Origin of the sequence: Pseudomonas sp. COR18 (assembly GCF_048568395.1) — a bacterium.
GTDB lineage: Bacteria > Pseudomonadota > Gammaproteobacteria > Pseudomonadales > Pseudomonadaceae > Aquipseudomonas > Aquipseudomonas fuscovaginae_B.
The window spans coordinates 5,335,028-5,348,148 of the sequence record NZ_CP183808.1; the positions used below are offsets into that span (position 1 = coordinate 5,335,028).

General features: G+C 53.9%; 7 protein-coding genes and 1 pseudogene. 5 read left to right on the forward strand and 3 right to left on the reverse strand.

Annotated features, from left to right (window positions below):
* The first annotated feature begins 40 nt into the window (after nt 1-40).
* From avs1a to avs1c, 3 genes are read left to right on the forward strand one after another with little or no spacing between them, the layout of a single operon-like run.
* A complete protein-coding gene (gene avs1a / locus ACM62G_RS24430; RefSeq protein ID WP_419735796.1) occupies nt 41-1,228 on the forward strand; it encodes an AVAST type 1 anti-phage system MBL fold metallo-hydrolase Avs1a in 1,188 nt (395 codons plus the stop codon).
* Nucleotides 1,218-7,022, forward strand: a complete 5,805-nt coding sequence (gene avs1b / locus ACM62G_RS24435) for an AVAST type 1 anti-phage system protease Avs1b (RefSeq protein WP_419735797.1) — start codon at nt 1,218-1,220, stop codon at nt 7,020-7,022. Before avs1a ends, avs1b begins: the two co-directional genes overlap by 11 nt.
* An 18-nt stretch (nt 7,023-7,040) precedes the next feature.
* Nucleotides 7,041-7,298: an AVAST type 1 anti-phage system protein Avs1c gene (avs1c, locus tag ACM62G_RS24440; protein ID WP_419735798.1), complete on the forward strand. Its 258-nt coding sequence runs from the start codon at nt 7,041-7,043 to the stop codon at nt 7,296-7,298.
* Nucleotides 7,299-7,458: 160 nt separating this feature from the next.
* Here avs1c and ACM62G_RS24445 read toward each other — a convergent pair whose 3' ends face one another.
* Together ACM62G_RS24445 and ACM62G_RS24450 are read right to left on the reverse strand one after the other, a co-directional pair.
* Entirely contained in the window at nt 7,459-8,079 is a 621-nt protein-coding gene (locus ACM62G_RS24445; protein ID WP_419735799.1) for a tyrosine-type recombinase/integrase, read from the reverse strand.
* A gap of 314 nt (nt 8,080-8,393) precedes the next feature.
* Nucleotides 8,394-9,104 carry an HNH endonuclease signature motif containing protein gene (locus tag ACM62G_RS24450; RefSeq protein ID WP_419735800.1) on the reverse strand — a complete coding sequence of 237 codons (711 nt, stop codon included), beginning with the start codon at nt 9,102-9,104 and terminating at the stop codon, nt 8,394-8,396.
* 458 nt (nt 9,105-9,562) lie between these two features.
* Here ACM62G_RS24450 and tnpB point away from each other — a divergent pair, with 458 nt between their 5' ends.
* Together tnpB and tnpC are read left to right on the forward strand one after the other, a co-directional pair.
* Nucleotides 9,563-9,787 (forward strand): IS66 family insertion sequence element accessory protein TnpB, encoded by a 225-nt coding sequence (gene tnpB / locus ACM62G_RS24455; RefSeq protein WP_419735801.1) that lies wholly within the window; start codon nt 9,563-9,565, stop codon nt 9,785-9,787.
* 153 nt (nt 9,788-9,940) lie between these two features.
* Nucleotides 9,941-11,036, forward strand: a pseudogene (gene tnpC / locus ACM62G_RS24460) (IS66 family transposase).
* A 258-nt stretch (nt 11,037-11,294) separates the two neighbouring features.
* On the opposite strand, the gene ACM62G_RS24465 reads toward tnpC, so the two are convergent.
* Nucleotides 11,295-12,707 (reverse strand): DUF4435 domain-containing protein, encoded by a 1,413-nt coding sequence (locus ACM62G_RS24465; protein WP_419735802.1) that lies wholly within the window; start codon nt 12,705-12,707, stop codon nt 11,295-11,297.
* Nucleotides 12,708-13,121 lie beyond the last annotated feature (414 nt).

The following is a 13,121-nucleotide window of genomic DNA, read 5'->3' on the forward strand; positions in this document are numbered from 1 at the left end:
AAAAGGAGTTGCGTGCCGCTAATCCGGTCAATGCAGTCGCATGATTAAACTGAAAATGTACCCCGCCAAGAACGGCGACGCGTTTCTGATCAACGCAAATGATCAGTACATACTGATCGATGCCGGCTATGCCTCTACGTACGCTACTTATATCGCGGAGGAGTTGGCTGAGCTGGCGGTGCGGGGAGAGTCCCTCAAACTGGTGGTTTGCACGCATATCGACGCAGATCACATTGGAGGCTTGCAGGCGCTGTTCACCGCCAACAGTGGCCCCCAACGCCGATTGATTGAGATTGACGCGGTTTGGCATAACAGCCTTCGGTCATTGCCAAGCACGCCCGACCAGCTTAGTTCGCCTGCTAATGCTGGCGTGCTGGAGGCCATCAAGCGCCGCGGCTTCCCTGTGCCGTCAGGGCTTGCCCCGAACCCTATCGGGGCTGCGCAAGGAAGCTCCTTGGCCAAGCTCCTGAGGACACATGGTTACCTTTGGAATCATGGTGATGGTTCCTGCTCTATCGACAGCAACTGTGCTACCTACTCGTTACCCAGCCAGGTACGACTTGATGTTCTAGGGCCAACTCTCGAGCGGCTGGAAGCACTTCGAGCACTATGGTTGAGGGAAATTCGCCGGCTGGGTTACAGAGGCAAGCCGGTTAGTGATGACCTGGTTGATGATGCATACGAGATGTTGTGTAGCCATTCAGCGCAACAGCCCACTGTGCCGAGCGTTCGGCCCATTTCTGCGCGCCGCGATCTCACGCTTGCCGAAGTTTATTCCCCGGATACTTCAGTGGCCAACGGCAGCTCTATTGCCTTGATTCTCAGCGCTGGGTTGGCGCGTGTGCTGTTGCTGGGTGATGCATGGGCAGAGGATGTGTACGCCGAATTGAAACGGCGTAGCCCGGACGCCGAGCAGCTAATTTTCAGTGCCATCAAAATCGCCCATCACGGAAGCATTCATAACACTAGCCCAGCGCTTCTCACGCTAATTGATGCGCCTTGCTACCTCATTTCCACCAATGGTTTACGGCACGCACACCCAGATTTTGAGGTTCTGGCAGCGATCGTTGATCGGCCAGCGGACTTTGAGCGCAAGCTCTATTTCAATTACGAAACTGAGGCCGTCCAACGGATGCGGAGCTATTCGTCGAAAGCTGGGGCTCAGTTCAGTGTTCATGTCGTCAACGATGAATGGATTCAACTAGGAGACGTCAACTGTGACGGATGAAGCAGTCAAACAAGCGACATGCAGGGTGACCAATGTCCATGAAGTGGGCACCGGTTGGCTCGTCACCCCCACACTCGTACTAACCGCTTTTCACTGTGTTGACGCGGCTGTTGAATCAGGTGATGCCCTTACAGTTCAATTCAGTACTGGAGCGGCCGCGGCGCAGTACACCGCTGAGCTTCATGCCCAAGCTGAAGGACTGGACGTTTGCTTACTGCGCTTGCCTGAAGCTGTTCAAGTCGAGCCTCTCACGATTAATACCAAGCTCCCTCGGCCAGGCGAGAAATGGTCCGCTTTTGGCTATGCCGTACACAAACTCGACCTAGGACACGCCCTCAATGGTCTGATCCAGCAAACGTTGGATGAGCTCACTCACGGCGTGGATCTGGATCTCACGGTAAGCCCAGAAACTCATCTTACGAATTATAGCGGTCTCTCCGGAGCGGCCCTTGTGGTCGAAGGGGAGTGCCGTGGGCTGTTACGGGTTAGTCTCGATACTGCCGTCGGTGCCATCAGTGCGTTCCAGCTGCGCTCGTTTCTTGAAACCAATGGAGTTCTGAACAAGGTCGAAGAGGACGTAACGCCTGGCGAGCTCTTTGGCACACGTCCGGAGTTTGATCAGCTGTTTGAAGAGCGCCTGACCTCACTTCAGCAAGGGTATCTGCTCCTGGAAGGGGCGCATGGCATCGGTAAGTCGACCTTTTGCAAACAGTATGAGCCTGTCAGTGAATCGGTCGAAGTCTTAGGGGTGTATGCGCTCTCTGAGCGGGGACGGGGGATTACACCCGCGCATCAGGCCCAGCCAGAGGTGTTCTATGACTGGGTCAATACGCTATGGTCGAACGAGGTCAGTGGGAAACCGGCTCGTTTACAGGAGCTCTCATATCCGGAGCTAATCCGGGCCAGCCATAAGCGAATCCATGACCTGGCCAAACGTTGCGCAGCGGCTGGTAAAGTTGGGTTGATCTTCATCGACGGCCTGAATGAAGCCACCGGCGCAGGATCTGAGGCTATTCAACGTCTAGTGGCGCTACTCCCGCCATCTGTGCCCAGCGGATTGATTATCGTAGTCACTGGTGCAGGCCTCACTGCCCATGCCGCGAGCATTGGCCCCGTGTTGCAGGCGGCCGTACGGTTGACGCTCCCTGCTCTGGAGGCGGATGTCCAAAAAGAGCTATGCATAGACCTGCTAGACCAGGAGCTGGTGACCTCAAGTCTCGTTTCACTGTTGTGTGACCGGGCGAAGGGGCATCCGCTGTACCTGCGTTACTTAGCAGACCTGGCTAACAACGGTGCCAGCGAAGCCGAGATCGCCCAAATGCCGGCGTTCAGCGGCAGTATTCGGGACTACTACGAAAGCTTGTGGGGGCAGCTACTGCCTGACCAAGACGCGATCAATCTGTTGGGCATATTGGCCCGGCTACGCTGGGGAGTTCCTACCAAAGACCTCACCGTGATGCTGCAACCGGCAGAGAGCGCAGTCTATGTCCCTACACTCACCCGGATCCGTCATCTTCTCTCTGAAGCGGACAGCACTGAGATTTACCACTCCTCGTTCTCGGAGTTTATCGAGTACAAAACCTCGACAATAAATGAATCGCTGCATGAGCGCTTGGCAGCATTCTGCTGCTTGGCACAAAGCGGCGACTATGGGCAGTTGAATCGGGTGTATCACGGGTTGCTGGGTGGCGCCGACGCGCAGTTGCAAGCGATCAAACAATGCCAGCAGGCCTGGGTGGACACCTCAGTGACACTCGGGGCTGTGCCAGATGTGCTGCTCGGAGATATTGAAGCGACGCTCGCCTCAGCGACGCGGATCGGTTCTGCTCAGGATACGATTCGCTTGCTGCTGTTGTCGCAGCGCCTGACTTTCCGCTACGGGATCTTGTTTGCTCAAGCGGCAGAGCGAGTTGCTCAAGCCTTGTGTGCGCTGGGCCAAACTGACCAGGCTCTGCGTCATGTGATCCGTAACGGGCGCCTGATCGCCTCTCCGTTTGAGGCCTATGCTGTCGCCCATGTCTTGATTCGGATGGGCAACGCTGAACAAGCGCTACTGCTTCTGGATAAAGTCCAACTGTCTCTGGATTCAGTTTTCGAGCAGTTTGCAGCGACAGGAAGCATCGAGTCCGGTCTGCTTCTCCGAACCATAATGAAACGTCTTCATGGCTTTGCTCTGGAGCACGCAGCTGGTGGAACACCACCGGTAGCCCGGGTATTAGCGGCGGCAATACGGCAGATTAGATCTGCCCCTGAAGTTTTTGGCGAGGGCGATTCAGCTGACATTGTCTCCAGCCTGGTCGGTAGCTTTTATGGGGCCAGATTATGCTTAAGCGGAGTGTATACCCCCGTTGCACAGCTGCCTCTTGCTGCTGCTCCAGCGGATTCGCTCCTGTCAATTTTGCTCGGCATCCTTACCCATGCTCAGGCAAGTACGCAGATTCATCAGATGCGTTTGCCTTCGTCTGTAGTTGCGTTGCTGCTGAAGGATCTCGAAGAGGTCAGTGAGCGTCTCGAGCAACCCGCTGAATTGAGATTTGTCGTGCTCAACACGCTAATCGAGACCGGAGCGTCATTGGACTTGATACGTAGGTGTGGAGGGGCCGATGTTGCTCAACCACCGCCACTCGTTATGTATTCATCCAATCGAGCGCAGCCGGATATCCAAGGCTTCCAGGATTCGTATGAGCTCTGGCGGGCTGCCGCCTTCTTTGATGAAAACCTGGCGCAACCGACAATTACCCCTGATCCAAACAACGACTGGGAGGCTTGGCTGGTCTCGCTGGCTGCTGCCGTCGCCTGGGCGGACGGTACCGCCCGAAGGGCGAAAGCAAACGCAGATGAAGTGACGCTTGGCCGAGTATGGGCGTTCCTGTCAGATCAGGTATTGCCAGTCACTACTCGTCCTTTGAGCGTTCGTGTCCAGTGGCAAGAGGCTTATGCCATACCGGAGACTATTTTCCCTCTAATATTCCAGCGCTTAGCCCAGCTTTTGCTGGACTGCCTCCCCCAAGAGGCCTGTCGACTTATAAAACTACTGGATAGCGGGTTTGCAGATCAGCTGGGGTTGTACAACGAAGGATTTCGTCTGGTCCTTGCCTTGGTTGTGACGGAGTTCGTAACGGCGGCATTGGAACCTGCGACAGAGGATGCATTGTTCGAGCTTGTGCTCCGTTGGCGCGACTATGTTCAAGCAAACGTGGAAAACCGCTACGAGCTCATTCCTGAGCTGTTGAGCATCGTCCCTTTGCTGGCGCACTTGGACGCACAGGAGGAGGCTGCGAGAACTTACCAGGCGGTATTGCGTTGTTCGATGGGCCCCAGCTGGTACAAGGAGGATCAGCTGTCATTGATGTCCAGCACCTTAGGGGCATTGCCTGCGGACACGCCGGTACCTACTGGCTCGTTAGTACAAATTGCGTCGTACCTGGAGCGTGCTAGCGGTGAGATGACTTTTCAACGCTATGTGCGAGCGGACAAAGGAACCTTCATTGGGCAACTGTGTCGGCGATCGCTTTACAGTCAGGCTGTTGGTTATTTCAAGCATCAAACGTGCGGGACGCTGTCTCAACTGTATGCCCAAGCGATAGCAGGGGGCTTGGACAGAGTCGCACCACTATCTGGTATGCATTTCCCTGGCGGGGCGCTTGAAGAGCAGGCTGCTTTGCTTGCATTGCTGGAGGAAGTTCCGGTCGCTGTTGATTGGAGGCTGCGTTGGGCTCTCCTTGAAGTCTTTTTGAATGGGGATGACCGCCACCTGACGGACTGGGGGAAGCAATTTGCCCACTTGATCGGTTCAATGGCAGAGGGCACCGATGAGCTCGTCTGGGCAGAGCGTCGAATCTGCATCATTTCGCAAGGGATGAATCCGGAGCGCGGCCGCAGTCTGCTGAAGGGCTTGGTGTCCTCCTTACCCGCGACGCACAAGCCCGCTTTTGAGGAGCTATACGCGTCCATAAAGGGACCGGCAGAATTAGACCTCTTTGAGCAGGTTGTGGCTGACTCGGCTCCCTCATCTTCAACTGAAGAGTCGTCTCCGGTCGACTCTGAGACGACGCCAAAAGCCGAGCGGCCTGGTGCAAAGTCCGTTGAGGAAATGCTGCACCACCCGGGAGTGTTCGGAAGCTTGTCGGTTGACGAGCAAGCGCGTCTCGACTTGCAGTCGGCAGTTGCCCTAAAGCGTCGTGGTAATACATCAGCCGCCGTTCAGGCAGCTGTCAACGTATTGCGGACGTTGCAGGAAGGCGGTTGGTCTATCTGGACGAGCAATCACACAGGCTCTCCCGCGGAGGAGATGATACAAGCAGAGATTCAAGAGGCTGACGCTGTAGCAAGGCTCTATGGCCCCCTAGCTTTAGAGGAGCGCCATGCGCCACGTTGGTTGATAGCGTCACACCTGATCGACAAGGTGGCCTGTAAGTTAGACGCGGAGCAGCAAAGCGCCTTACTCGAAATTGCGATCGAACACGTCGGCCATATGGTTGGACAAGCCTCAATCCAGGAGTTCGATTACCTAGGAAGCTCCACAGCGAGTGCATCGGAAGCACTGTTCGATTTGCTGCTTTGGTCGCTAGATCACCCTTCATGGGAGCGAAGGGATAGCGCTGCAGCGATGTTGCTGTGGTTAGTCGGTCATCGGGATGATTATTTAGCCCAAATGGCTCGGCTCGCGTTTTCCATGCTTCCCCAGAATCAGTCGGATCTCGCTGCCGCAGTCTTGGATATTCTGTCCAGGCGCAAACCTGTGGAGCTATGGGAGCGTCTTGCTTCGCACGTCGCGATTGGGGAGGTTCTAAGCGAGTGTAAGCACGTATCGCGTCTAGCCATTCTTTCTCGGATTGTCGATCGTGCTGCTGGAAAAAATTCCGCCACGGCAAAAGTCGCACAAGAAGCGCTAGATGCAGCTCTTAAGGACGATGGTTCTCAGCTCTCTGTCGAGGAAGTCGAGCCTCCTGAATATTTCCCTCGGGTTCTCCAATCGCAATGGCAGGAACTGGCTAAGCAAGGTTTGGTCACGCTAGCCATGCGGGACAAAGCTGATGAGGCGCTCGCGCTGATCTGCTTGCCTCTAACAACGGACGTTGTGCAGTTGCTGGAAGAACGCGTCGCAGAAAACTTCAGGCAACGAGTGAATTCCCCAACCGGCCGTTGGGCCAATTTGGGGCGCTTTGTACTTAACACCGCCTTACATCGGCCTATGCGCCGAGAGGATCTGTACGCGATCGAGGACGCGCTGCGCATCTATAACCCTAACAGTTGCTCGACACCTAAGAACGGCCAGCAACTACTTTCAGGCCTGATCGCCGCCTTGAAAAATGGATCGCTACAGGGGTTCCGACCAGAAAGTCAGGGTTTGGTATTTCTAGATGTTCAATGCGTAATTGAGCTCAATGGTGCGGCGACCGTCGTTGAGCTGCTTGCTCACCTTCGATCACATGATCCCCGGCAGCCCCCTTATCAATCCTATGTGGGGTTCACAGCCAACCAAGTCGCCCCAGAATCTCCTGACGGGCAGATGGCAATTTGTGTTCGAGCTGAGCCTACATCGGCGTATTTCGCATCGCTCACACCCGCCGTGCCATCGCGTAAATTCCTCCAGCTTATTGGTGGCAGCGAGTCTGCCACTGTTCGATATCACTGGCTTGATGGCAGCACCGTTACCAGAGGGGAAAACAGTCGTCGTGGCGAGGCCGTGATGCTTGCTATTCACAGAGGTGCATTGACGCTTCCACGTGGCTGGAATCTCGGGTGGGAGCTTCGACTGAACGGCCGTACCATGGCGACTATGGGCAGTTGAAAATACCGGAGATCACGTATGGCTTTTTTTGAAGCACCGGCCACACGGGCTGCTTTTGAAGAACGAATGGGGTTCTTGTTTGACCTGTGCAATACCGATCGGATGCGGTTTGGTTCTGGTGTGGGGGGAGAGGCGATTGAGAGCCTCCGACGGGTAAGAAAGTTACCCAACGGCCGTATCGACCTGCTGAGCATTGACGAGTTAGCTCGTGTGCAAGCGAACACGGCTCATCAGATGCAAAATTTCGCACCTTCGCTCGACTCCGGAGAAGACTGAATCAGGCAGACGGGAAAACTCATGGTGTAACCACGACAAAACTCGTTGCGCCGGTCGTGAAAGCTGACTAATCGGTTTGTAGTGCTGATTCGAACTCTGGTAGTCAATGTCTGCTTCTGGCCGAATAGCGACGGCCCCCAGCCGTCGCTAGGTCATGCGGCTAAACCTCTGTTTGCTCGGCCATCTCCAGAGCGTCGTCTACCTCGATGCCAAGGTACCTGACAGTACTTTCCAGCTTCGTATGGCCCAGTAGGAGCTGTACGGCCCTGAGGTTTTTTGTCCTGCGGTAGATCAGCGACGCCTTGGTTCGCCGCAGGGTATGGGTTCCGTATAGAGATGGATCCAAACCAATCGCTGTCACCCAGGCTTTGACGATCCGTGCGTACTGTCGGGTGGAAATATGCTCCGAGCGGGCAAGCCTACTTGGGAACAGGAAGTTCTCGCTTCGAAGCTTTGCATGGCGTATCCAAGCCTCCACCGCTGAGCGTGTCTGCTCTGTGATCTCAAACTGCACCGGACGATGGGTTTTTAGCTGCATCACAATAGCTCTCGGTGAAACGTGCTCCCCGTGGGCAATGTCCCGCACGCGCAGCCTGGTGAGGTCGCAGGCGCGCAGCTTGCTATCGATTGCCAGGTCAAAAAGAGCCAAGTCCCTGGTTTTCTCCGCAAGCTGGAGTCTGACGCGTATAGCCCAGATATCCCTAATCCGGAGCGGTGCTTTCTGACCAACGAGCGTTCCCTTGTTCCAAGGCTCGTGGCTAACGACTGCTATCGCTTTCATGGTTTGTTCTCCTCAGTGAGGGAGTACAAGCGTGCGCCCGCCCATGGGACGGAGCTATCCGGCCCATCAGCCGGCCGCCGAGGCGAAAACGGCGATAGCCGCCGTTCGAAGAACATTGCGCTAAAGCACGTCCCTCGGGCGAAAGTTGATTGGATAAGTTGTAACGGGAGCAACGTCATCGACGACTAGTTGAAAGCTCTTAGCCACACACTGTATAGGCGCTGGGCGAAAACTATCCAAAAGCTAAATCTGAGGGTTTCAGCCAAATTAAAACTTAGGGGCCGAGTTGCGGACTTTTACTTTAAAAATAAGACTCACGTTCGGAGGGATGAATAGATTGAAATTTCATGAAGCAACTGGAATATACTACCCACGAGTTCATCGACTAACTTGATCTGGTCATAGATTTCCTTGTCGTACGCGCTAGAGCCAGGTCGGGCCAAGGGAATGTATCTGAAGTCGTAGGCCAATGGCCTATATCTTGGGGAGTCAATGAGGACTTTGATTTTTGCTAATCGCTCAACTATCATATCTTGATTATTTCTTAGCTCAGGATCATGCGATCTCAAGGCTTGTTCGTAATGAAAATTATTTTCAAGAAATTGCTGGATTTTGTGATAGATCTCAATGGGGAAATCATAACCAGCACCAGTGAGGATATTAATTATTTCCCCTTCATTGTTATAGCTGAGTATTTCATTAATAATCTCCAAGAATCTGAACGCTCGATCACCTTCTGTGGCTCGAACAAATTGCAAGGATGATGCATCTCTTTTTAAATCTGCCTTGTATTGACCAAGCGAAAGTCGATCAATCTTCTTATCGTGAGCCATTCTATGGTGTTCAGTGCATAGAACGATAAGATTGGCGGGACGATTATCTTCTCTGTTTTCGTTTATGTGATGAATGTCAACGTAGAATCCAGTGCAATGGCGAACGCTGCACTTATGGCCTGCCTCTGTCATTACTTCCCTACGTATTGGTTCAGGAATATTCGGTCTACCTTGACTATATTTTCCAGCCATTTGTCACCTTTTACGCAGATTCTCAGTCATTGGCCACGTTGGCCCGTCCATACCTACATAATGCCTAAACGGCCAACGGCTGACTACTCGCTCGCACCTATGGCAACCCTTGTCTCGTTGAACTGCTTCCACAGAGCGCTACGCCCGATTGGAGCCTAGTAAGCCGCTCATCAGGCACCTCAGAAGGCAGCGGCACCTCCCCATCGGTCTATGAAAATCACGCTTGTACATTCGAAAGTGGCTGTCCGTTTTTGGCTGATAGCAGTCATTCAGGCTCAGCGTCATACGACATGACATTGCCCTGAATCTCCAATCGGCTCAACAAACTTGCCCTATCAGTCCCCCTCAGAACCTGATCGATTGCGGCGATTTTCAGTAAGCGATCCACCGCCCCCACATTCAAACCAAGAATCTGAGGCGTGATGCTGGGGGCCCAAATAGCTTCCGGAGCCTTTGCCATGATGCGTCCCAACGCCGGCGTTGAAAAAGTGTACCTCTACCCCAAGCCCGTGGACTTCCGAAAATCCATCGACGGCCTGGCTGCCCTGGTCGAGTTGGATATCAAAGTCGCCGTGTTCGATCCTGTGTTGTTCGTCTTCCTCAACAAGGCGCGTAACCGGATCAAGGTGTTGTATTGGGAGCGCAACGGTTTCTGCCTTTGGCTCAAGCGCCTCGAAGCCTAACGTTTCAAAACCACGCCCGAACTTACCGACGACGTCATCGTGCTGACGGTTCAGGAACTCAACTGGCTACTCGACGGTTTTGACCTCTGGCGCAACCGTCCCCATCAAGTTCTGACGCCTCGATATGTCGCCTAACCCGGTATAATCCGCGGCATGATTTCCATGCCCGACGACCTTCCCGATGATCCTGTTCTGCTCAAGCAGCTACTGCTTGAGAGCTACGCTGCGCGTTCGCGTGAGCAGGAAGTCAACCAGGCCTATGTGAGCCACATCGACGATCTCAAAGAGCAAGTCAAGTTGTGGCGTGACCGGTTCTTTGGCCGGAGGTCCGAGCGGACCGTCGACCCCAATACGCCGCAACTGGAAATGTTCAACGAGGCCGAGAGCGAGCCGTTGCTGACCGTCGAAGATCCGGAAGAAGAAGTGGTTGCGCCGACCCCGCGCCGGGGAAAACGCAAACCGCTGGCGGCGAGCCTGCCGCGTGTCGTGGTCGAGTACGACTTGCCCGATGAGGAACAAATCTGCGCCTGCGGTTGCCGCAAACATGTCATGGGCGAAGAAGCCAGCGAACAGCTGGACATCGTGCCGATGCAAATCTGGAAAGTTATCGCGGCTATGTCATGACCGATGATTACGCCGGCTATAACGCGTTGGCGTTGCAGCCGGGTGTGGAGCGTCTGGCCTGCATGGCCCATGCACGCCGCAAGTTCGTGGACGCACAAAAAGTGCAGCCCAAGGGTAAGACCGGTCGGGCCGATATCGCTCTGAACCTGATCAACAAGCTGTACGGCGTTGAGCGCGACTTGAAGGACACAACGGATGAGCAGCGTTTTATAGGTCGCCAGCAAGACAGCCGGCCAATCCTGCAGCAGTTGAAGAACTGGCTGGAGAAAACCTTGCCGCAGGTGACACCACAAAGTGTATTGGGCAAAGCGGTGCACTACCTGGCGAACAACTAGAGTCGCCTGGAGCGATATATCGAAGCCGGTTTTTACCCATCGACAACAATGCTGCCGAACGCGCGATCAAGCCGTTTGTGATCGGGCGCAAGGCGTGGCTGTTCAGTGATACCGTCAACGGCGCCACCGCTAGCGCGAAGATCTACAGCGTGGTCGAAACCGCGAAAGCCAAAGGCCGGGAGCCTTATACGTGGCTACGCCACGTACTGGAGCGGTTACCGCAGGCGAAGTCGGTAGAGGACTACGAAGCCTTGCTGCCGTGGAACTGCTCACCAGAGATGCCACGGTAAACCTGAGCCCCACCGTTTAGTAGGTGGGGTTTAGGGATCGGTTACGGTCCATCTAGATATATGCAGTAGTCGTTCATTATATTAACTCCGTTTCTCACTTTGCCTCGGGTGGCTTATCACACGCTCCAAACCGAATTCCGCTGGTCGAGATTTTCGATAGGTGGCTAACACCAGTATGTGAGTATAGGTCAATCTGCCGCAGCGATCCGTCTCGGTTTAATGGGCGTCACCTTTTCTACGAGTGCTTTCCGACTTTGGTCAAATTAAGAAATTGGCAAAGGCTCCGAGGTACGGTTTGATGGCCGCAATGACTGCGACGCGCTCATCAGTACGAGCAAGACGGAGCACCAGTTCGGCAAGCTCTCCTGTCTTCAAGCCTAATGCGTTTCCAATCTGGCTTGGCAGAGACTTTCGATTGTATATACGCAGTAGTCCCCGGTAATCTGCCTCGTTGATCACGGTTCGAAATTCCCGATCGAATTGTTCATAGAGGGCAGGAATGTCAATGCTCTGTGTCAATTGTTGCAAAGCGGCAGAGATGGCGGGCTCTCCGCGAGCTGACGCATTGAAGCAGTTGAGCTTGAATTTCACTTCTGCGATGACTCGTAAAGAGACTTGAGTATCGAGCTCACTGTTTAATTGTTTGAAAACCTGACTGACAGCCTGGTTGAAGTCTTTTTCAACGTCACGGACTAAGCGGGTGCTGACGAGTGCGAGAACCTCTGGTGTGCAGAATAAATTCTCGACCTCTGCAACTTCCAGAGTGTAGATGTTATCGTTCTGCAAGGCTGCGATTTCTGATGCCATGCGCCGATCACGATCGATAATGCCGTAGACCTGTAAGTGGTGGAGCTGAGTGTTCGAGCGCAAAGCACGAACAGCTTGGATGACTTGATCGCAGCTACCGCGAGGTATTACCAGAAAACCGGTGAGAATCTCGCGATAGAGCGAAACATCGTAACTACCGTTGAGGCCTTCGATGAATACAACGGGCTTTCGACTGCCGAGAACCTCGATTAAGAGTTCATCTGGGAAATCCTCCTTTTCCTCAATGAGTTCCCAATCCCAAGATGTTCCATCGAAGGACTTGAGCCAGACGCGCTGAGCTCCTTCTTGGGCGACGGCGAAATCCACATCGTGAGTTAGATATACGAAAAGACAATCGGGGCGCAAATCCTCAATCTCGGCCCACAGTGGAGCTTGCACTGACTTATGTAAGTGCAACTCAGGCTCGTCAATGACAATGATGCCGTTTTTGGGTGCTGCAAGACATTGTCCAATCAGATAGAAGATCACACGCTCGCCATCGCTCATCTCAGACGCGTTGTAGATCTTGCTCGTCCCCCCACGAACCTGAGTTTGTATTCGTAATCCTCTCACCACAAGCTCGCGGTGAGGAAGAACTCGCTCCCATGCCTGCTTTACCTTGTCCATCTTCGTCAGTGGAGGATCGAGTTTGGTGGCGGACTCGCGCTGAGCCACCTTGTATTTGGCATTTTCCTCAGTTTCATCCGAAAACAGATAGACCATGAGCTTATCGTAGTCATTCAAGGGTTTCGTTGCTGGGTTCTCTCGCCATCGAGGAAACTTGCTTTGTCCCGAACCAACAGAACCAAATATCAAGTTTTGCTCCGCAACATCAATAGCCACAGGTGTCGACGTGTCAGGCATACTAAGCGACTTCTGCGCAGAAATTCTGAATACGTGAGCTTGATCGGGCGAGTCCATGTCAAGCCAGGCCCCAAGGCGAGTTTTGCCTGAGCCATTAGCTCCTATAAAATCAGATTTCGACTGGTCGAAATTTTCTGACTGCCTACGCCGAGGCGTGGAAGTGTGATGAACCGGGTCACTGGAGTAATTGGCATTTAGTGCGCTGCGTCAGGTGGCATTTTTAGAGAGCAGCCAGCGATAACGATTATGATGCGGTTCCCCGCTCGCTGCATGACAATATCTTCATATGACCGGTGCTCAAGAAAGTCAACCCTCAGCTTTCTAAGGGTGGGCTAAGCCGGTTGAAGCTGCAATGGGTGCCTATTTCAGAAAGGTAGGTTTCTGAAAGTGGTAGACGGCAACGGTTGATAGCGA

Bases quoted from the DNA above. Each gene is read 5' to 3' on its own strand.
- avs1a (WP_419735796.1), top strand. From the start codon at position 41: ATGATTAAACTGAAAATGTACCCCGCCAAGAACGGCGACGCGTTTCTG.
- avs1c (WP_419735798.1), top strand. From the start codon at position 7,041: ATGGCTTTTTTTGAAGCACCGGCCACACGGGCTGCTTTTGAAGAACGA.
- ACM62G_RS24445 (WP_419735799.1), bottom strand. From the start codon at position 8,079: ATGAAAGCGATAGCAGTCGTTAGCCACGAGCCTTGGAACAAGGGAACG.
- ACM62G_RS24450 (WP_419735800.1), bottom strand. From the start codon at position 9,104: ATGGCTGGAAAATATAGTCAAGGTAGACCGAATATTCCTGAACCAATA.
- tnpB (WP_419735801.1), top strand. From the start codon at position 9,563: ATGATGCGTCCCAACGCCGGCGTTGAAAAAGTGTACCTCTACCCCAAG.
- ACM62G_RS24465 (WP_419735802.1), bottom strand. From the start codon at position 12,707: ATGCCTGACACGTCGACACCTGTGGCTATTGATGTTGCGGAGCAAAAC.